This is a genomic window from Hyphomonas sp. (assembly GCF_041398385.1).
Lineage (GTDB): Bacteria > Pseudomonadota > Alphaproteobacteria > Caulobacterales > Hyphomonadaceae > Hyphomonas.
Genome location: NZ_JAWKUW010000003.1, coordinates 386,070 through 405,902 on the forward strand (window position 1 = coordinate 386,070; position 19,833 = coordinate 405,902).

20 protein-coding genes are annotated in these 19,833 nt (G+C 64.4%); 9 read left to right on the top strand and 11 right to left on the bottom strand.

The features are described 5' to 3' along the window. The first annotated feature begins 16 nt into the window (after nt 1-16). The 3 genes from R3C13_RS08945 to R3C13_RS08955 all read left to right on the top strand — a co-directional run bounded on the left by R3C13_RS08945 (nt 17) and on the right by R3C13_RS08955 (nt 1,889). The gene (locus R3C13_RS08945) at nt 17-811 is read left to right on the top strand and encodes an enoyl-CoA hydratase/isomerase (RefSeq protein WP_371310465.1); all 795 of its coding nucleotides are present in this window, start codon (nt 17-19) and stop codon (nt 809-811) included. An 86-nt stretch (nt 812-897) separates the two neighbouring features. Further along, on the top strand, nt 898-1,386 hold the full coding sequence (locus tag R3C13_RS08950) for a DUF3291 domain-containing protein (protein WP_371310466.1): 489 nt from the start codon (nt 898-900) through the stop codon (nt 1,384-1,386). Next, entirely contained in the window at nt 1,383-1,889 is a 507-nt protein-coding gene (locus R3C13_RS08955; protein ID WP_371310467.1) for a histidine phosphatase family protein, read from the top strand. Before R3C13_RS08950 ends, R3C13_RS08955 begins: the two co-directional genes overlap by 4 nt. Nucleotides 1,890-1,993: 104 nt before the next feature. On the opposite strand, the gene R3C13_RS08960 is transcribed toward R3C13_RS08955, so the two are convergent. Genes R3C13_RS08960 through R3C13_RS08985 form a run of 6 tightly spaced genes read right to left on the bottom strand, consistent with a single transcriptional unit; the run spans nt 1,994 to nt 6,193 of the window. Further along, nucleotides 1,994-2,347, bottom strand: coding sequence for a TfoX/Sxy family protein (locus tag R3C13_RS08960; protein ID WP_371310468.1), 354 nt, complete (start codon nt 2,345-2,347; stop codon nt 1,994-1,996). A 3-nt stretch (nt 2,348-2,350) separates the two neighbouring features. Beyond that, on the bottom strand, nt 2,351-2,608 hold the full coding sequence (locus R3C13_RS08965) for a DUF3253 domain-containing protein (protein ID WP_371310469.1): 258 nt from the start codon (nt 2,606-2,608) through the stop codon (nt 2,351-2,353). 18 nt (nt 2,609-2,626) lie between these two features. Continuing rightward, nucleotides 2,627-3,253: a hypothetical protein gene (locus R3C13_RS08970; RefSeq protein WP_371310470.1), complete on the bottom strand. Its 627-nt coding sequence runs from the start codon at nt 3,251-3,253 to the stop codon at nt 2,627-2,629. Nucleotides 3,254-3,255: 2 nt separating this feature from the next. Next, nucleotides 3,256-4,491: a serine hydrolase domain-containing protein gene (locus R3C13_RS08975; RefSeq protein ID WP_371310471.1), complete on the bottom strand. Its 1,236-nt coding sequence runs from the start codon at nt 4,489-4,491 to the stop codon at nt 3,256-3,258. Next, nucleotides 4,491-5,024: a hypothetical protein gene (locus tag R3C13_RS08980; RefSeq protein WP_371310472.1), complete on the bottom strand. Its 534-nt coding sequence runs from the start codon at nt 5,022-5,024 to the stop codon at nt 4,491-4,493. Before R3C13_RS08980 ends, R3C13_RS08975 begins: the two co-directional genes overlap by 1 nt. A gap of 8 nt (nt 5,025-5,032) precedes the next feature. Continuing rightward, nucleotides 5,033-6,193 (bottom strand): acyl-CoA dehydrogenase family protein, encoded by a 1,161-nt coding sequence (locus R3C13_RS08985; protein ID WP_371310473.1) that lies wholly within the window; start codon nt 6,191-6,193, stop codon nt 5,033-5,035. Between the two features lie 111 nt (nt 6,194-6,304). On the opposite strand from R3C13_RS08985, the gene R3C13_RS08990 reads away from it, so the two are divergent. Both R3C13_RS08990 and R3C13_RS08995 read left to right on the top strand, forming a co-directional pair. Then, complete coding sequence (locus tag R3C13_RS08990; protein ID WP_371310474.1) at nt 6,305-6,736, top strand: PaaI family thioesterase; 432 nt, start codon at nt 6,305-6,307, stop codon at nt 6,734-6,736. Beyond that, nucleotides 6,733-7,521, top strand: a complete 789-nt coding sequence (locus R3C13_RS08995) for an SDR family NAD(P)-dependent oxidoreductase (RefSeq protein WP_371310475.1) — start codon at nt 6,733-6,735, stop codon at nt 7,519-7,521. The genes R3C13_RS08990 and R3C13_RS08995 overlap by 4 nt, the downstream gene beginning before the upstream one ends. On the opposite strand, the gene R3C13_RS09000 is transcribed toward R3C13_RS08995, so the two are convergent. Then, a complete protein-coding gene (locus tag R3C13_RS09000) occupies nt 7,518-10,268 on the bottom strand; it encodes a M1 family aminopeptidase (protein WP_371310476.1) in 2,751 nt (916 codons plus the stop codon). The genes R3C13_RS08995 and R3C13_RS09000 overlap by 4 nt on opposite strands. Between R3C13_RS09000 and R3C13_RS09005 the strand changes: the two genes are divergently transcribed. Then, a complete protein-coding gene (locus R3C13_RS09005) occupies nt 10,258-11,262 on the top strand; it encodes an MsnO8 family LLM class oxidoreductase (RefSeq protein WP_371310477.1) in 1,005 nt (334 codons plus the stop codon). The two genes, R3C13_RS09000 and R3C13_RS09005, sit on opposite strands and share 11 nt — an antisense overlap. Here R3C13_RS09005 and R3C13_RS09010 read toward each other — a convergent pair. The 3 genes from R3C13_RS09010 to R3C13_RS09020 form a co-directional block, all read right to left on the bottom strand. Continuing rightward, nucleotides 11,259-11,873, bottom strand: coding sequence for a glutathione S-transferase family protein (locus R3C13_RS09010; protein WP_371310478.1), 615 nt, complete (start codon nt 11,871-11,873; stop codon nt 11,259-11,261). The genes R3C13_RS09005 and R3C13_RS09010 overlap by 4 nt on opposite strands. Nucleotides 11,874-11,897: 24 nt before the next feature. Further along, entirely contained in the window at nt 11,898-13,967 is a 2,070-nt protein-coding gene (locus R3C13_RS09015) for a TonB-dependent receptor (RefSeq protein WP_371310479.1), read from the bottom strand. A 101-nt stretch (nt 13,968-14,068) separates the two neighbouring features. Continuing rightward, entirely contained in the window at nt 14,069-15,367 is a 1,299-nt protein-coding gene (locus tag R3C13_RS09020; RefSeq protein WP_371310480.1) for a NupC/NupG family nucleoside CNT transporter, read from the bottom strand. Nucleotides 15,368-15,535: 168 nt separating this feature from the next. Here R3C13_RS09020 and R3C13_RS09025 point away from each other — a divergent pair, with 168 nt between their 5' ends. The 3 genes from R3C13_RS09025 to R3C13_RS09035 all read left to right on the top strand — a co-directional run bounded on the left by R3C13_RS09025 (nt 15,536) and on the right by R3C13_RS09035 (nt 19,237). Next, on the top strand, nt 15,536-16,714 hold the full coding sequence (locus R3C13_RS09025; RefSeq protein ID WP_371310481.1) for a hypothetical protein: 1,179 nt from the start codon (nt 15,536-15,538) through the stop codon (nt 16,712-16,714). Between the two features lie 72 nt (nt 16,715-16,786). Continuing rightward, nucleotides 16,787-18,319: a S10 family peptidase gene (locus R3C13_RS09030; RefSeq protein WP_371310482.1), complete on the top strand. Its 1,533-nt coding sequence runs from the start codon at nt 16,787-16,789 to the stop codon at nt 18,317-18,319. Between the two features lie 81 nt (nt 18,320-18,400). Continuing rightward, on the top strand, nt 18,401-19,237 hold the full coding sequence (locus tag R3C13_RS09035; protein WP_371310483.1) for a hypothetical protein: 837 nt from the start codon (nt 18,401-18,403) through the stop codon (nt 19,235-19,237). A 135-nt stretch (nt 19,238-19,372) separates the two neighbouring features. Here the strand turns inward: R3C13_RS09035 and R3C13_RS09040 are convergent, their stop codons facing one another. Beyond that, complete coding sequence (locus tag R3C13_RS09040) at nt 19,373-19,741, bottom strand: VOC family protein (RefSeq protein ID WP_371310484.1); 369 nt, start codon at nt 19,739-19,741, stop codon at nt 19,373-19,375. Between the last annotated feature and the right edge of the window lie 92 nt (nt 19,742-19,833).

The following is a 19,833-nucleotide window of genomic DNA, read 5'->3' on the forward strand; positions in this document are numbered from 1 at the left end:
CCACAGGGAGGCCAACATGAGCTATGAGCTGATTTCCTATGAGTTGAAGGGCACGATCGCCATCATCGCCCTGAACGACCCGAAGACGATGAATGCCTGCGGTGTCGATACGGCCCAGGAACTGCTCCATGCCCTGGAAAAAGCCGGCAGTGAGGCACGCTGCACGGTGATCACGGGCAATGGCCGGGGCTTCTGTTCCGGCGCCAATCTCGGCAAGGTGAACGGGCCGTCGCTCAGCCATCCGGGCTCGAAGCCCGATGCCGGCCGGCCGCTGGACACCCATTACAACCCGATGATCGTGGCCATCCGCGAGCATCCGCATCCGGTGATTACGGCGGTCAATGGCGCGGCGGCAGGAGTCGGCTGTTCCATCGCGCTGATGGGCGACCTCGTGGTGGCGGCGAAAAGCGCATACTTCCTGCAAGCCTTCCGCCGGATCGGCCTCGTGCCGGATGGCGGATCCACCTGGCTGCTGGCGCGCACCATCGGGCGCGTGCGGGCAATGGAAATGGCCTTGTTCGGCGAGAAATTGCCGGCGGAAAAGGCGCTCGAATGGGGCATGGTCAATGCCGTGGTCGCGGATGACCAGCTGATGGCGACCGCGATGGAATGGGCGGAAAAGCTGGCCAGCGGACCGACCATTGCCCTTGCCGGGACGCGCGGCCTGATCTGGGACGCCTGCGAGAGCGATTTCGGCGAGGCGCTGCACGCAGAACGCATCGCGCAACGCAAGGCCGGCCGCACGAAGGACTTTGCCGAAGGAGTCAGCGCTTTCCTGCAGAAGCGGCCTGCCGAGTTTTCGGGGAATTAAACCTTAAATTTATTCCATTTCCCCCGGCCCTTTAAGACAAGGGTAATCCCTTTGTCATAAAGCCTTTGAAGCTGGGAGACCCGGGGATGGAATACCGCCTTATACATTTCAATTGCGCGCGCCCGATGGGGGCGTTCAATCTTGAAAATGACTTTATGCGGGTGTTCATCGGCATCCTGCCGCGTATCTTCAAGGACGCCGACGAATTCGACGGCGTGTACTGGCACCAGCACGGCATCCGCCGGCCGGATGGCGAATGGCTGCCGCTGGCCTATCCGTTCGAATATCCGGAAGGGCTTGGCGCGCCGGACATTTCAACCATGGCTGGCTGGCGCTCGATCGAGACCCTGAAAGCCTTTTCCCATTCCGGCCGCACACACCCGGCCGGCATGCGGCGTCTTGCCGACCAGATCGACCGTTCCACGGGGGCGAGCTTTGTGATGTGGTGGGCGCCTCGCGGCCAGCGCTTCACGATGGAGGACGGATGGAACAAACTGCAGCTTCTACGGCAGAACGGCCCGTCGCCGGAAGCCTTCTCGCTGGACCAGCCGGTGGCGCACCCGCACGCGGCGTGAGCCTGACGCGCCGGATCGCCCTGGCCGCGCTCGGCGGCCTTTTCCTGACAGCCTGTGCGAGCACGCCGGACACGCCCCCGGACACGACGATCTATCTCGTGCGCCATGCCGAAAAAGAGGCGGGCGACAACCCGCCGCTGACCCTGATCGGGCGCCAGCGCGCCGACATCCTGGCGCAGGATCTCAAAGATGCCGGCCTCACCGCGATCTGGTCTACCGACTACAGGCGCACGCTGGAGACGGCGAAGCCGACAGCCCATATGGCCAACCTGCCCGTCCAGCTTTACGACCCGCGCGACCTGCCCGGTTTTGCGGCGACGCTGAAGGCGACACCTGGCGTGATGCTGGTGGTGGGCCATTCCAATACGACGCCCGAGCTTGTGGACCTGCTGGGCGGCGATGCCGGGCCGGCCATCGACGAGGCGACGGAATACGACCGGCTCTATGTGGTCGAGATTCGCGGCAAGCGGGTGACGAGCGAACTGCGCCGGTTTGGCCGCTGAGCTGTGGGATAAACTGGGGCCCGGCACTCCGGTAAATCCTACGCTGAGGCTCCGGGAAGGCTCCGGCCAGCGCGATCGTAGGAAAAAACACGCCTGACAGGCGGCTATTTCCTCTTTTTTTGCTTGGCCGCGAGCGCAACCTCAAAGGCCTTGCGGCCCCAGGCGCTGGCCGCGTCAGGCTCGTCCAGCGCATCCGCCGGCAGGCTGACATAACCCATGTCGACCTCAGCCCCGTCGCTGGGCCGCACCCAGATGAACGGCGCACAGCCTTCCGCTTCCAGCTCTGCACGCAAGGCCGCGTCGGTTTTCAGGAACAGCGTGTCGTCGACAATCAGGCCGAACATCAGGCCGTCGCGGAAGACGCCCGCACCGCCGAACATGCGGCGGATGCTGACGGGCCCCATCGGCCCGAGCAGCTCGATGACGAATTCGTGGAACGGGTCCGGCGGCTTCGCCATCGCTCAAGCGGCAGGCAGGCCGAGACGGTAGACGCCCTTGAAGGCATCGGGGTCTTCGACCGGCTTGCCCTTCCGGTAGATCAGCACCGTGCCGGCCTTGTGCAGGCGCACGGCCTCGGCGCGGACATCCTTCAGGACGCGCTGGAAGTTCTTATCGCTGACCGCGCGGGCGGCCTGTTCCGCGCTGATCGTCTTGCCCGGCCCGCAGGCCGCGGTGAGTTCAAGGATCGCCTCGCGGACGGCATTGAGAGAGTCTGTCATGTCGGGGCTGTCCCTGTATCAGTCACTTAAAGGCCGGATCTCTTGCAGCTTTTGCTCAACCGAGGCCAGTTCACGAATTTGGGCTGGCGCGAGCGAACCTTGCCGCTTCAGTTCTTCCACGTCCGTCAGAAGAGGGCCGACAAGTCTGGAAGGATCCTCAAAGCGTCCACTGCAACCTTCGTAGCTCAACCAGCCCACGTTCAGCATTACATCCATGACCAGATCCTCAGGTTCCGAACTTGTCCGCAAGATCGACTGTAATTTCCATTGATCGGAAAGCAGTCGGCCGGCACGATCCAGATGTCTAAGTGCGACGTCGGGCGCTTGAAGCTCCGTTGCCAGAGCAACCATGTCTGCATGCGCCAGAAATTCGCGATAAAGAGGTCCGGTATAGTCCGGACCATCCGCCGAGTAACCCGAATTGCAGCCAAAAAGGCAACGGGCCTCCTCAGACTTCGCGGTGCGGAGATAATCAACGGCGAACGCATCCAACGCAGCATCAATATCCGCCGTTTCCGCACTGGCGCCTGACAGACTTTCATATCTGGCGAGCAGTTCGGGATCCTTGAGGAACTGGGCATGTGCCGACCCGGCGCCCAAGGCGGTTGCCAGGCAGGCGGCCAGACTGATCGCCAGCCTTCGCATTGCTACCAGTCGATCGCCGCATAGGCCAGTTGCTGGAACTGGGGACGCATCGGATAGGTGGAAGACGGCATCAGCTGGGTCATCTGTATGCCAATGATCTCCTCGACCGGGTCGACCCAGAAGAAGGTGGAGGCAAGGCCGCCCCAGCTGAAGGTGCCGGCGCTGCCCGGCTGGTGGCCCGGCACGACATCGTCCACGACCGACCCGCCGAGGCCGAAGCCGACGCCGTCGGCCATGACTTCGGTGAACATCGACTTGCCCATGGCGCGCATCGTCTGCTTGCCGGGCAGATGGTTCTGGCGCATGAATTCCCAGGTCTTGGGGCTGATGATGCGGGCGCCGTCCAGCGTGCCGCCGCGCAGAAGCATGAGCGCGAAGCGGTGATAGTCGCGCACGGTGGAGACGAGGCCGCCGCCGCCGTTCAGGAGAGTCGGGCGTTTGGCATAAAGCTTCGAGGCCGCGCCCGCGCCGTCGGCGAGAACGGTCTCGCCGGTTTTCGGGTCTTTCTGGTAGCAAGCCATGAGACGGTCGATCTTGTCTTCCGGCACCCAGAACTCGGTATCGTGCATGCCGAGCGGGCCCGTGATCCGCTTGCGGAAGAATTCGTCCAGCTCCATGCCGGAGACGATCTCGACAATCGCGCCCAGCACATCGGTGGAATGGCTGTACCACCACTCCGTGCCCGGCGAGCATTCGAGCGGCAGGCCGGCAAGGCGTTTCGCCATCTGCTGCAGGGTCTCGTCAGGCCGGCCGATCTTTTCCTTGCGGTAGAGCGAGTCGACAACGCTCTGCATCATGAAGCCATAGGTGAGGCCGGAGGTGTGGGTGAAGAGGTCAAGCACCAGCATCGGCCGTTCGGGCTTGCGGGTCTTGTAGTCGTCGACCGGGCCGCCATCATAGACCTGCACATCCGCGAATTCAGGAATGTAGCGCGAGACCGGATGTTCCAGCCGCAGTTTGCCTTCCTCGAACAGCATCATCGCGGCGAGCGAGGTGATCGGCTTGGTCATCGAATAGATGCGGAAGATCGTGTGCGGACCGATATGTTCCTGCCCGCCGAGTTCGGTCGTGCCGGTGTAATTCTCCAGCGCCACTTCACCATTGCGCGACACAAGCGTCGCCATGCAGGGCAGCTTGCCGGTGTCGAGATAATTGGCCTTGAAATAGGCAGGGATGGCAGCGAGGCGCTCGCGGTTGAGGCCGACTTCGTGTGGGTCGGTGAGATCGTGGTCGAACATCAGTTGTCCTTTGCCGACATTGTTTCAAAGCAATCCTTCAGAAGTTCGAATTGGGCAAGATCCTGAGCCAATTCGTGCTCACCGTCGAATGCTGCGATGGCTGAAAAGAGATAAGGTAAATCTGTTGCGTATTCGCCCTGAACCCACGATCTGTGCGGATCAGTCAGCAAAGACACTGCAATCTGGCGAGCAACCGCAAGAGCCATGAAGTAGGACTCTGCAAGATCGTCGGGAATTTCAGGCCGGTCGGCCGAGCGGGCCGCTTCGATCCAACTGCACAGATACACCAGCCAGGCCTGCTCGGCCGGCGTTCGATGCTCGGCAATGCCGACCAGATGAGGCACCGCTGCATAGGAAGCGGTGCCCGGATCACCTTGGTGATATAGAGCTGAAGCAATATCGTCGAGCTCTGACGGGTTGCCCCACGCGATCACATCCAGCGCTTCGAGCCGACGCAGCATCTCCGGGATATCTTTAGCAGACCCATATACATGGGTCAGCTGTTTCCATCGCGGAGAATCGAGCGGCAGCATTGGTCGCCCTAAAGCTTTCCTGATTTCGCCGCCCGGGCCAGTTCGCGGGCGATGATGATCTGCTGGATCTGGCTGGTGCCTTCATAGAGGCGGAAGATGCGCACATCGCGATAGAAGCGCTCGATGCCATAGTCGGCAACATAGCCGGCGCCGCCGAAGACCTGCACCGCCCGGTCCGCCACACGGCCGGAGGCCTCTGTTGCGAACAGCTTGGTGGAGGAGGCGAGCAGGGTGACGTCCTCGCCCGCATCGCGGCGGCGCGCGGCGTCGAGGATCATGCACTCGGCGGCATAGGTCTCGGCCTGGCTGTCGGCGATCATGGCCTGGATCAGCTGGTGCTCCATGATCGGCTTGCCGAACTGCTTGCGTTCGAGGGCATAATTGACCATTTCGCGGATGAGGCGTTTCGAGACGCCCGTGGCCACGGCGGAGATGTGCAGGCGGCCCTTGTCGAGCACGCTCATCGCCACCTTGAAGCCCTCGCCTTCCTTGCCGATCATGTTGGCGGCCGGCACGCGGGCATCCTCGAAGATGACGTCGCAGATATGGGCGCCCTGCTGGCCCATCTTCTTCTCCGGCACACCGACGGAGACGCCGGGCGTGTTCCGCTCCACGACAAAGGCCGAGACGCCCTTGGCGCCCGGCTCGTCAGGGTTGGTGCGGGCCATGGTGGTGAAGATGTCGGCCTTGTTGGCGTTGGTGATGTACCGCTTGGTGCCGTTGAGGACGTAATGGTCGCCGTCGCGGATGGCTTTGGTCTTGAGGCCGGCGGCGTCGGAGCCGGCTTCCGGCTCGGTCAGGGCGAAGGAGGCGATGAGGTCGCCCGAAGCGACGCCGGGCAGCCAGCGCTGCTTCTGCTCCTCGGTGCCGAACAGGACGAGCGCCTGCGACCCGATGCCGATATTGGTGCCGGCGACGGAGCGGAAGGCCGGCGACGTCTGGCCGAGTTCAAGGGCGACAAGGCACTCGGTCTCCATGTCCAGCTGCAGGCCGCCATATTCCTCCGGCACCGCGATGCCGAACAGGCCGAGATTCTTCATCTCGTCGACGATGCTTTGCGGCACCTCGTCGGTCTCGGAAACCTGGGCCTCGGCCGGCACGCAGATCTCGGTGACGAAGCGGCGCACCTGCTCGATCAGCGCGTCGCGCACTTCCTGGTCGAATGGCATGCTTGCCCTCCTCCTGATACGTTCCTCAACGCCCTTTCTATTCCGCAACGGCAGACTTGTCGAAGGGTGACGGTGCGGTATCGTGCCGGCCAAATTGCAGGGGGCGGAATTGTGTCGGGAACCGTAGTGGACTCAGGGGAATTTGCCGGGTGGAAGACCTGGGCCGAGGAGCCGTTCGAGCATGAGACAGCCGGGCCGTTCTATTTCCGGGTCGACGAGAACGGGCCGGTGGCGGCGTTCCGGGCGCAGCGCAAGCACCTGAATGCCGGGGGCGTGGTGCATGGCGGCTGCCTGATGACGTTTGCCGACTATTCCCTGTTCGCCCTCGGCCATGAAGCCATGGAAGGCGAATACGGTGTGACGATAGCCTTCACGGCGGAATTCCTGACGGGTGCGCGCGAAGGCGAACGGCTGGAGGCGCGCGGCGAGGTGCTGCAGCAGGGCCGGTCGCTGTGCTTCGTCCGGGGCCTTGTCAGCACCGATGATGGCCGGCCGGTGCTCAATTTTTCCGGAACGATCAAGAGACGAAAGAAACAGCCATGATCCAGCACCCCTACCAAGAGCTGTCACGCTCGATCAAAGGCAAGACGGCCCTCATCACCGGCGCCGCCAGCGGCATGGGCCGGGCGACGGCGCATCTCTTCGCGCGCGAAGGGGCGAATGTCGCCGTGACGGACCTCAAGCAGAAGAACGTCGATGCGGTGGTGGACGAAATCCGGGCCGCGGGCATCGAGCATGTGAAAGGCTGGGCGCTGGACGTCGGCGATGCCGAGGCGATCAAGCGCGTGACGGACGAGGTGGCGGCGCATTTCGGCGGGCTGGAAATCCTCGTCAACAATGCGGGCTTTGCCATTCCGGCGGATATTGCCGAAGAGAGCTATGAGGACAGCTGGGGGCCGAGCATCAATGTGATGCTGACCGCGCACCAGCGGGCGATCCGCGCGGCGCTGCCCTATATGCGCAAGGCCGGGTACGGACGGATCGTCAATGTGGCCTCGACCGAAGGCCTCGGCGCGACGCCGGGCAATTCGCCCTATGTGGCGGCGAAACATGGCGTGATCGGCCTCACACGCGGCCTTGCCGTGGACCTCGGCAAGGAAGGGATCACCGTCAACTGTATCTGCCCCGGCCCGATCCTGACGGGGATCACGGCGGGCATCCCGGACGAGCACAAGGAAATCTATGCCAAGCGCCGCGTGCCGCTGCGCCGGTATGGCATTCCGGAGGAAGTGGCGAACATCACCCTGTCCTGCGTCATCCCGGCGGCGAGCTTCATGACGGGTGTGTTCATCCCGGTCGATGGCGGACTCACCATAAAGAACGCCTAGGGCGCGCCACCGAAGGCCGCCTCGAGGTCTGCCTGCGTCGCGTCGCGCTGGGCCATGCACAGCGTAATCGCCTCGCGCGTTTCGGCGAGCGCCCGCTCATGGCCTTCGGCCAGCGATCCGTATTCGGCGAAGAGGGCGTTCAGCCGGTCGAGGCCGTCCTCATCGCAGAAGCGTGCGGCGAGGCGCGGCGTCGTGCGCTGCCACTGCGTCGGGATGGCTTTCAGGAAGGCGGGAAAGTTCTCGCTGAGCGCCGCCCACATCGCATCGCGCGTCTCGGCATTCGCCATCTGGCCCCCGGCGAGGGTGAAGGTCTCGCGGGGCCCGAGTTCCGCGCTGGCGATCAGGGCGCGGGTGCGCGCGGCCTGGTCGGGATCCTTCACCGAACCGAGGGCTGCGGCAACTGCCTGCCCGAAGGCAGGGTCGTCGATGCTGGTATAGGCGGCCAACACCCGGTCATAGGCCGACATGCCACCTTCTTCGAGGACAACCGACAGGGCCGCAGCGTAGAGATCGCCCGACAGGTCAACGTCCGACGACGGATCGGCCAGCAGGGCGCGCATCTCGCGGCCAAGGCGGGCGCGGATTTCTTCCCGCTTCAGCACGGTCGCATCGAAGGCATCGAGCGTCGCTTCGAGTTCGGCATTCTTCATCTCTCCGCTGACGCGGGCACGCAGCAGGTCCGACATGGCCAGCGCATCGGCGCGCAGCGTCGCCGCTGCGACGCCGTCAAGCCGCCCCATCAGGCCGGAATAGGCATCGATCACCGCGCCAGCGACGACCGCGCTGTCATGCTGCGCCCCGGCGGCGAGCAGCTTGCGCAGCGTCGCCGCATCGAGGTTCCCGGCCGAAAACGCGGCAAGGCCGCTGTCGATTGCCGTCAGCGCTTCGCTGGCATCGAGATGCGGCAGCGCGCGGATCATCCGGGCCCAGCCCTCGTCGCCGAGCGCGAACCGGTAATAGCCGGTGCCGCCGGCATTCGGATGGTAGACGTCGGGACAGAAGGAGCCATCCAGCGCGACGACGGCGCGCTCGCTGGACATCAGGCTGCAGGTGCGCCCGGTATTGTCGCCCTCGCGCCAGGAAATGCAGACCGGGATGATCCAGCTCCGGGCTGGATCGATGGACGAACCGAGCGGACGATAGCGGCTCTGCTTCAGCGACACTTTCGCGCCGGATTCCGCACACTGAAGGTTTGCCTCCAGCAGCGGCACGCCGCTTTGCGTCACGAAGGAGCTAAGCGACTTGCCGAGGTCCGGATTGTGCGTGACCTCACCGATGACCTTGAAGAAGTCCGCGCTGTCAGCCGCCTTGTCGGCATAAGCGGCGACATAGTCGCCAAGCGCCGGGCGGAACACTTCCGGACCGAACCACTGGTCCACCATGTTCAGGACGGCAAGGCCCTTGTTGTAGGTGATCGAGTCATAGGCGTTGCGGATGTCGGCATTGCGGTCCACCGGCTCATTCATGGTGCGGGCACTGGCAAGGCTGTCGAGGCGCATGGCGGCGATGGCATCGGCGACAGCCATGACTTCGTGGCCACCATCGGGCTCAAGGTAGGACAGGACGGCCGGCTCGGCCCAGCTGGCAAAGCCTTCCTTCAGCCAGAGATCGTTCCACCATGGCGGCGTGACAAGATCGCCGAACCACATATGCGACAGCTCATGCGCATGAATGCCCTTCAGGGAACGGAGGAATTGCGCGCCGGACTTGGAATTGGCAAGAATGCGGCTTTCCCGGTAGGTGATGGCCGCTGCCAGCTCCGTCGCACCGGACGGCCATTGCGGCGCGGCGACGATGTCGAGCTTGTCATAGGGATAGGGCTGGCGCAGCGAGGTCTCGAAGAATTCCACCATGGCGGGCGTGATGAAGAGGGCCGTCGTGAGGTCTTCGCCCTTGCCCTGCCGTGTGTAGCCGGTGAGCGGCACCGGCCAGTCGCGCCATTCATTCGGCGGGATGATGCCGGCATCGACGCGCTCGAAATTGCCGACCGCGACCGACAGGAGATAGGTCGAGAGCGGACGGGTCCGCAGGAAGGTCACGCGCTCATAGGCAGAGCCTGCCGGCTCGCGCCGGGAGATGGGCGTGTTGCCGATGGCGACCATGCCGGCCGGCACGATGAAGGTCATGTCGAAGGGCGCCTTGAAACCCGGCTCGTCGAAGCTCGGCAGGAAGCGGCGCGCCTGGATGCTTTCGGACTTGGCGAGTGCATAGGCCTCGCCCTGTTCCTCGACCCGGAACAGGCCGGCAAGGTTCACGTCGAACGCGGTGTCATAGTCGATGGTGAGCGTGATGCCGCCGGCATGAACGCGGTTGGGGAAGCCGACCCAGACAACGCCGGTGGGGTCCACCTCGGTCCAGCTCGCCTCGCGCGTCTCGCCGCCCGCGGTGACCGCGACGGAGGTGACGTTGAGGTCGTCGCCATGCATCCAGAGGCCGGGAGCGGAGGTTTCAAGATTGATGTCGATTTCGACATGGCCGGAGAAACGGGGCTGGCGCGGGTCGATCGTCAGTTCGGCGCGGTAGGCGACCGGCTGGGCGACGCCGGAAAGGCGCCCGGCGGGCGCGGCGGCCTGCAGCTGTTGAGGGCTCACTTCGCGCACCGCCGGCCCGAAGGCCGAGTCCGGCGCACAAGCCGCCAGGGGCAGCGCCATAAGCAGGGTGAGGGCGGCCGCCAGATACCGCATGAATCGCTTCCTTGTCTTGCTCTGTCCCCATGCATAGCGCATCAGGATGGGCATGAAACCCATTCTCTCCATCCTCGACCCCTCGCCCATGTTCGAAGGGCAGACGGCCGCCGAAGCCTTTGCCGCGACGCTGGCGCTGGCCGAGGCGCTGGACGGCCGGGGATGGCGCAGTTTCTGGGTCCAGGAGCACCATAATGCCCGCAGTTTCGCGAGTTCGGCGCCGGAAGTTCTGATCGCGGCGATCTGCCAGCGGACGCGGCATCTGAAGGTCGGCTCCGGCGGCGTGATGCTGCCGAATTATTCGCCGCTGAAGGTCGCCGAACAATTCTGCGCGCTGGCGGCACTGGCGCTGGGCCGGGTGGAGCTGGGCATCGGCCGGGCGACAGGGGCGGACCCGCGGGCCTCCGCCGCCCTGCTCGGCCCCGGCGTGCAGGCCTTCCCGACGATGATGCAGATGCTGCTCGACTGGCTGCTGGATGCGAGCGGCGAGGTGCCCCTGCCGGCGGACCATCGCGCGGCGGGCATTCATGTCGGCCCGCGCGGGCAACGGCCGGATGTGTGGATGCTGTCGTCTTCGGCCTCCTCAGCCGCCTTTGCCGGGGCGATGGGGCTGAAGCTCGCCTTTGCGGATTTCCTCGCGCCGGGCGGAGCGGGTGCGGCCATCGCCGCCTACCGGCAGGCCTTCCAGCCGTCGCGCTTTGCGGACGTACCCCATGCCGCGGTGGGCCTTGTCGCGCTGGCAGCGCAGACGGAGGCGGAAGCGCGGCAGCTGGCAAAGCCCGCCATTGCGTGGAACCTTGCCCGCGCGGGCGGCGATTTCCGGGCGTTCCTTCCGTCCACGGAAGCAGATGCGGTGATTGCGGCAGCCGATCCGCAGGCGCTCGCGGCCGCCGAAGGGCGCGGCGTGATCGGTGCGGGGGCGGACGTTGCCGGGCGCATCGCGGCCTATGCCGCCGAACACGCCGCCGACGAACTGTTCATCCTGACGCTGGCCGAGCGGATCGAAGACCGGATCCGGAGTTACCAGCTGATCGAGGAGGCGATGGCGGCGCTTTAGCCGGCAAAGCCCCGCGCCGTCATGGCCTCGTGCCAGCGGCCGAGATTGGCGTGTTCCTTGTGCGGCGCCCATTTCATCACGCGGCAGAAGCCGCAGGCGACATAGAGCGTGATGTCGGCGATGGAAAAGCGGTCCGCGGCCATGAATTCATGATCGGCAAGGTGGGCGTCGATCCGTTCCGCCATCTTCTTCGCCGCCTTCTCGCCCTTGGCGGCGGATTCGGCACTCTGCGGCACTTCCAGTGGCGCCATGGCCGGGTGAGCGTTGCGGAACCATGTGGCGAACTGGACGAAGAACATGAGCTCCACGCGCCGGTCCCACATTTCGATGAGGGCCTTCTCCCTGGGGTCGGCGCCCATCAGGTTCGGCTCCGGGAAGATGCCTTCGAAATAGGTGCAGATGGCGCGGCTTTCGGTGATCTGCGTGCCGTCGTCGAGCACCAGTGCGGGCACCTGCGCATAGGGAGAGATGGCCCGGTATTCGGGCGTGCGGTGTTCCAGCTTCATGATCTGGACTTCCTCGACATCCACCTCGTCAAGCTTGCCCTTGGCGCGCAGGAAATAGACCACCCGGTCCGGGTTCGGGGCCTGCGGGCTATGATAGAGTTTCATGGGCTTCCTCCTGGTATTTTCTGGCTAGAATTTTCTGCTTATGCCGACGGTCGCGTTGACGGGCTCGCCGGGGAAATAGCGGGGATTGCCGAAGGACACATCGGCCCGGTCTGCATAGCGCTCATCCGTCAGGTTACGGATGTTGAGCCAAAGCTCAGTGCTGTCCATCCATTCCCACGCGGCGCGGGCGCCGAAAATCGTGTGGCCGGGATAGGTGTTTAGGTTGCCGGGATCGGCGAAATATTCCCCGACATGTTCGAGGTTGAGCGACAGGGCGAGCCGGTCGGTCGCCTGCCAGCCAAGCCGGGCATCGGCGAGCCATTCGGGCGCGGTATCGATTTCGTTGCCGTCAAGGATCGTGTCTGAGGCGGAGCTGACGATGCGGTCGAAGGTGTAGGTCTGGTCGGACCAGGAGACATTGCCGCTGAGGGTGAGCGTATCGGTGAACTCAAAGGCGGCGGCGAGTTCCACACCCTTGTGCTCTGTCGAGCCGTCGGTGACGTTGAGGCCGCTGGAGTCGCGGAAGAAGAAGTGTTCCTTGTCCATCCAGTAGGCGGCAAGGTCGAAGACGAAGCGTCCGTCGAGAGCAGCGCCGCGGGCGCCGACTTCCACACTGTCGAGCGTTTCTGTTTCGATGCCGCCGACGGTCTGCAGGCTTTGCAGGCGGTACAGGTCCGACACCTGCGGGGCGCGCGCGCCACGGGCATAATTGGCGTAGAATTCGACGGTGTCCGTCGCGCTCCAGACGAAGCCGAGTTTGGGCGTCAGGAAGTCATAGGAGTCCGAGCGGTCGGCGGGGACATTGAAGCGGCCGTTGATGCCGGCGGGCGCGCGGGTCGTGTAATCATAATCGTGGCTTTCACCGCGCAGGCCCGCTAGGATGCGGAATGTGTCGGACACGGACCATTCGAGTTCCGTCCAGAGCGCCGCGACGGTCGTATCCACGTCATAGTCGTAGTGGATGCCTTGCGGGAACTGGTCGTTGGCCGGGTTGAAGCCGAAGGTCGGACGCGACTGAATTTCCCTCAGATACCCGGTCGCCACATCAAGGTCGGTACCGATACGCCAGATCAGCACATCTGAGACGGGCTGCTCAAAGCGGGCCATAAGGCCGCCGCCGGTGTGGGCATTCTTTTCCGTCCCGCTGTAAGGCAGGAAATGCTGGGAGAAGATCATGGCCTGCGAATGCGCATAGGGCAGGAGCGTCAGCGTGCCATCGAACAGCGGCCGTTCGAGCCGCGCGCCGAGGCGGACGGACCACGCATCCCGGTAGGCATCCGGATTGGCATTGGTCTTTGCGAGGTCTTCATCCTTGTAGGCATCGGCCCCGACGATATAGCCGCCGGTTTCCTGATTGAGGTTCTGGCCGGACAGCCAGACCGTGGCATCCCAGAGTCCGGGATTGAACTTGCCGACGACGGACAGTTTCTGCTGGTCGACGCCGGTCGAGTCGCGCCAGCCGGTGTCTTTCATCAGGGACAGGTTGACCAGCCAGTGCCGGCCCTCGTCCAGCTTCATGTCGGTACGCCAGCGGCCAAGCGTGCCATAGGAAGCGCGGATCTCGCTGCCTTCGCCCGGTTCCGGCAGGATGACATTGATCAGTCCGTGCACGGCGTTGGAACCGTATTTCGCACTGCCCGGCCCGCGCACCACTTCGATGGCGTCAGCGATTTCGTGGTGCGGCTCAATCAGCGAATTGACGTTGCCGAAGGCGGGCGAGCGGGTGGGGATGCCGTTTTCGAGAATGAGGAAACTTCCCTGCCCGGCCCCGCCGGTCAGCACCGGCGAGCGGATGGCGATGAGATGCTCCTGCCCGGAATTCATCTGCACGTTCACACCGGGCAGCTGGTTCAGGATTTCGGCGGGATGGTCGGCGGCGGTGGCGTCGATCTGTGCGGCATCGACGAACGCCCGACTGCCGGGATCGGCTTCCGAGCGGTCGCCCCAGACTTCCACCGGCGACAACACACTCTCTTCAACCTGCTGAGCAGACGCCTGTGGCACGCAGAGGGCCACCGCAACGCCGGTCAGAGCGGATAAGAGGCAGATGCGCCGTGCGCTTTCAGGCACTACGCGGATGACGGATCCAGACATGAGCGCTTCCTCCAAACAGGTGCCCCGCGTGTTTCTTACCTGCCGCGGCGGTATGCAAGGGCCAGTCCGTCACGCCTGTGTGTCAGGCTTTTGTCAGCAGATCAGCCATGCGCCCCGGCAAACAGCTGGTAGGGCAGCGCGCCGACGACGGCGGCCGAGAGGCAGGTCGCAAAGGTGCCCGCCACCAGGGTGCGCCAGGAGAGGGACAGGAAATCGTCCCGCCGGCTCGGCTCGATGATGGTGAGGCCGCCGATCAGGATGCCCATGGAGCCGAAATTGGCGAAGCCGCAGACGGCATGGGCAGTGATCATCCGCGTGCGCGGGTCCATCGCATCGACGGGGACTTCAGCGAGCTGAAGGAAGGCGACGAATTCGGTCAGCACGGTCTTAACGCCCATCAGGGAGCCGGATTTCGCCGCCTCGTCCATCGGCACACCGACCATGTACATCAGCGGCGCGAAGATCCAGCCGAGCACCCGCTCGATCGACAGCGGCGCGCCGGCAACGTCCGGCAGGAGGCCGAGCCCGGCATTGGCGAGCCAGAGTACGGCGAGCGCGGCGATCAGCATGGTCGTGATGTTGAGCACGATCTGCAGGCCGTCGGTGGCCCCGCGCGAGAAGGCATCCATGGTGGAGGAATAGTTGAAGTCCGGCTCCTTCATCCGCTCGGTTGCGGGCGTGGTTTCCGGAATCATGGTGAGCGCGACGGCGACGGCGGCCGGCGCGGCCATGATCGAAGCGGTCAGCAGCTGGGCCAGCGGATTGGCCATCTTGCCTTCAAGGAACGATCCGTAGACGACCAGCACCGAGCCCGCGATGGTGGCGAAGCCCGCCGTCATCATGATGAGCAGTTCCGAGCGGGTCATGCCCTTGATGTAGGGCCGGATCAGCACCGGCGCCTCGGTCATGCCCATGAACACGTTGGCCGACACGGCGAGTGAGGTTGCCCCGCCAAGGCCCATAGCGCGCTGGAAGATATAGGCGAAGCCATTGGTGATCCAGCGAAGGATGCGCCAGTGCCAGAGCATAGCCGAAAGCGCGGCCACGACGATCACGATGGGCAGGATCTGGAAGAAGAAGAGCGGCGGCGGCGAGCCGTCCATCAGCTCCCCGGCGGCCTGGTTGTCGCCGACATAGCCGAAGACGAAACCGGTGCCGGCGCGGGTGGCGTTCTGGAGGCCGTCGACCACGTCATTCGCGTGGAACAGGATGCCCCGCACGAAGGGCACGCCGAACAGGATGAGCGCGAAGACGAACTGCAGCAGCGTCGCGCCGATCACCACTTTCCAGGGGAAGAGTTTGCGCTTTTCGGACCAGGCCCAGCACAAGCCGTAGATGACAGCAATGCCGATCAGCGCGCGGGCATTGTCCCAGCCCCACTCATAACCCATGATGTTCATGCCGGCCCTTGCTCCCATGCCCGAAATTCCAGTCTGTCAGGCTTAAACGCGACAATGCGGGAAGAAAAGCCGCAAGGTGCGCCTCGGGCGCCTGTGTGGCACGGGCGCCGCAAGCCGGGCAGGAGAGTCCGATTGACGTAGCGGCGGCCCTGCCCGCAATCTTTCGGCATGTTATCGCCATCGCGCCTTGCCTTGCCCTTGCTCGCCCTGCTGGCGGGACTGGCTGGCTGCAGCGCGTCCGGCACCGACCGGCCCCGCACGGAAGAGGACCGCACCGCGCTGCTCAGCGATGCCGCGATTGCCGCGGATGCGCGCAATGTGCTGCTAGGCCAGCTGGACCTCTATGAGGCCGGCGCCGATGCCCGCCGCAGTGCGCCGTTTGCCGCCATGCTGGCGCAGATGGGTCGGGAAGACCTGATCGAGCCGGAGGAGACCGCCGCCCTGACGCGGTGCGGGCAGCGATGGGTCGATCCGGCGCTGGTGCTGAGGGAGACCGCCCGGTCCTACCAGGCCGTGATCGTGGCCGACGATCCCGGCACGCCCGCGCATCATGCCTTCCTGGCGCAGCTTGTAGAGGAGCTGGCACCGATGGGGTTCAGCGTGTTTGCGCCGGATGGTTTCGGCCTCAGCGGGCAGGCGCAGGCGGATGCCGCTTTACCGCTGCTGAGCGATGGCCTGCCCCTGCGCGAGCCGATGGCCGGGCGGCTGGTGCGCCGGGCAAAGGCGGCGGGCCTGCGCGTGGTGAGCTTTGAGCCGACCGCGACGCAGGCGCTACAGGTCGCGCGCCTGCCCATGGCTGAACAGGGCGGGATGGATGCCGAAATCCGGGCGGACAATCTCTACGTGCAAGTGTTCCAGCAACACCCCGATGCGCGCGTGATCGTGCAGACGCGCAGCCCGGCCGCCGCGGTGGCCCTCGCTGGACGGCTGCGGGACCGGGCGGGGATCAAGGCGCTGTCCGTGGTGCAGGCGGATTGTGCCGGGCGGCCCGGCGCAAGCGTCGCGATGCGGCCCTTCGGCGGCGTGGCGGGTCTGGTCGAGGCGCCGGATTTCCTGGTGGGGCATCCGGCCGAGCCATGGAAGCGGGGGCGCCCTGACTGGCGGCGGCGGGCGGGCGATGTGGCGGTCGACATGCCCGACGCCTTCCAGACGTCGCGCCTGCCCCTTATCGTCGAGGCCCGGCGCGTGGGCGAACCGGCCGGAACGGTGCCGGAGGACCGGCTGCTGCTGCGCCCCGGCGAGGTGTTGCCGCTGATGTTGCCGCCGGGGGACTACAGGCTGGAAGCCTGGACGAAGAACGGGGAATACGCCGCCCCTCAGTCAATCCGCGTCGCGGGCACGCCGTGACGGTGATTTGACGCTGGCGGGAACTGGGCGCTAGCTAGGCGCAGGTTTCAGGAAACAGGATACGATATGTCGATGCGGACCCTTCTCGCGGCACTGATGGTGATGACAGCCTTGCCCGCCCTTGCCGACACGCCGGCTGAAGAACCGGCCAAGGAAGCGGAAGCAAGGCCGGTCCCGGATCCGGTCATGTTCACCAGCAAGCACACCGGCACCTTCGGCGGCGCCAAGATTGCTTACACGGTGGAGGCCGGGGAGACTTACCTTGATGGCGAGGACGACAAGCCCGCCGCCAGCCTGTTCACGATTTCCTATGTCGCCGACAAGGCGGGCAGCGACCGGCCGGTGACGTTCGTATTCAATGGCGGGCCGGGCTCGGCGTCGGTCTGGCTGCATATGGGCCTGCTCGGGCCGAAGCGCGTGGTGGTGGCGAGCGAGGCGGACGCCGATGATGGCGCGGCGCCGTATCGCATGGTCGACAATCCGGAGTCTCTGCTCGACGTGACCGATCTTGTCTTCATCGACCCGGTCGGCACCGGCTTCAGCCGCGCCATCGGCGAAGGGAAAGACAAGGATTACTGGAACGAGGCGGGCGATGGCGGCTCGATCTCCGATTTCATCCGCATCTGGATCACCAGGCACAAGCGCTGGAACGCGCCGAAATACATTGTCGGCGAAAGCTTCGGCACGACGCGGGCGGCCTATGTCGCGAAACAGCTGACGACGGGGGACGTGGACATCGCGCTGAACGGCCTCGTCCTGATTTCGCAGGCGCTTGACTATGAAGGCTCCACCTCGGTCCACGACAATGTCTATTCCTATGTCACCTACCTGCCCTCGATGGCGGCGGCGGCGCAGTATCATGGCAAGGCCGGGCAAGGCATTCCGCAGGCGGAGTTCCTGGCGGCGGCACGCGCCTTCGCGCGCGACGAATACGGCCCGGCCCTGTGGAAGGGCGACCGGCTGAGCGAAGCCGAACGGGCGCACATCCTCGACCGGCTCGTCTATTTTACCGGACTCGATGCGGACTATATCGAGACGTCGAACCTCCGTGTGCTGATGCCACGCTTTCAGAAGGAATTGCTGCGCGACCAGGGCGTCGCGCTCGGCCGGCTGGACGGTCGGTATCTGGGAGATGAGGCCGACGACATTGCCGAAACGCCAGTGGCGGACGTGTCGAGCTATGCCGTCGGCTCCGCCTATTCGGCGCTGATGAACCAGTATCTCGCCACCGATCTCGCCGTCGACATGGACCGGCCCTACATGGTGTCCAGCGATGCGGCGGGCGAGCAATGGGACTTCCGCGACGTGCCGGAGGGCGAATTCTGGGAACCGCATTACCTGAATGTCGGCCGCCAGCTGACCACGGCGATGCGGCGCAATACTGGCCTCAACGTCATGGTGGCGAACGGCTATTACGACATGATTTGCCCCTTCTTCGACGCGGAGATCACCTTCGCCCGCTACGGCATCCCGCAGGATCGCGTGGCCATGACCTATTACCAGGGCGGCCACATGATGTACCTGAACGAAGGGGCGCGGCTTGCTCTGATGTCGGACATAAGGACATTTTATGCCGGGCAGCTGCAGGACGCGCGGCCGGATTAAAAGGCATGCAGATTTTGCGTTTGCCGGATCCCTGAAAGTTCGTCATTGATTCCCGCGTGACGCCATGAAGAGACCCAAGCCATGACGCGCTTTCTTGCTTTGGTTTCGGGCCTTTCTTCTCTGTTTATCGGCTATCTTGCGCTCTCCATCGCGCTTGGCCCGAAGGCAGACGCGTCCGGCTGGTGGCTGGCGCTTGTCTTTGCGGCGGGCGCCGCCTTCTGCGCCTGGCAGGCCTGGAAGCAATGGAACACACCGGATGTGTCTTTGCCGAAGCAAACAAAGCATCCGGACTCGCAGCAACATTACCCCGTCGACGAAAATGCGCCGGGCGCCTGGCGTGGCCCGTCAATCCCGGTGGAAGTGCAGATTGATGCGCTGAAGGCTGCGGGCCTGATGATGAATCCCGGCCGGACGATCGAGGAACTGCTGCATTCCTGGCCGCGCACGGAATATGAAAAAGATCCGTACAACCTCATTCTCTTCATGTATGGCAGCGAAGTGGAAGAAGCGCCGTGGGGGCGCAATTTTTGCGATCGGGGCTGGAATTTCGACATGGAATGCCTGAGCGACGCCGGGGACTATGCCCGCGCCTTGTCGGCCATTCTGCGAACGACCGGTCAGCCGGACATTATCACCGAATTGTCGGACAATTTCGACATCAACGCCCCGACCTGCGAAATCCGCTACCTGCTGAATGGCCGCCGGCGCGTCGTGGAGGCCAAAGTCAACCATGACTGGGCCGATCCGGAAGCCTTGGGAACATTCTTGCGGGACATTGAAAAGACCATCGAGGATGGCCGCTCGTTCTGGGCGGCCGACAATGGACAGTCATCGATCCTGTTCTTCCTGACCGACCTCGAAGGAGAAAGCATCAATGGCCTCCGGGAAGATACCCTCGTGCGCTGCTTTGCGCCTTGATTGAGTCAGCCCGAGGCGGGGGCAAATACTCCGACCGATTACTCACGAACGCGGAACGGAATTTCCGGCCTGGCACAAATAAGAGCCCCCGATCCTCGCAGACCGGGGGCTGCTTCATTCCATTCACCAGCCGGCTCAGCCCAGTTTGCAGACGCAGATCTTGTTGCCGTCGGGGTCGCGGAAGTAGGCGCCATAGAAGGTGGGCATGCGTTCGCCGGGGGCACCTTCGTCCGGGGCGCCGAGTTCCATGGCCTTGGCATAGACTTTGTCGACCATCTCGCGGCTGTCAACGGCGAGCGCCGGCATGACGCCATTGCCGCAGGAAGCCGAGCCCTTGTCCCACGGGTCGCCGATGGCGAGCATGGGCTGGCCCATCGAAACGCCGTAGAACTGCAGGCGGTCATTATTGAACACGCGCTTGGCGCCCATTTCGCCGAGCACGGCGTCATAGAAGGCCACGGCCTTTTCCTTGTTATTGGTTCCGAGCGTCACATAGGCGAGCATGGGCGTTTCCTCCTTGGGCCAGCTTCACGGGAACGCAAACATGCCGCGGCGAGGCGCGCAAGAGATGACGCAGGGGAGACGCTTGACGTTTA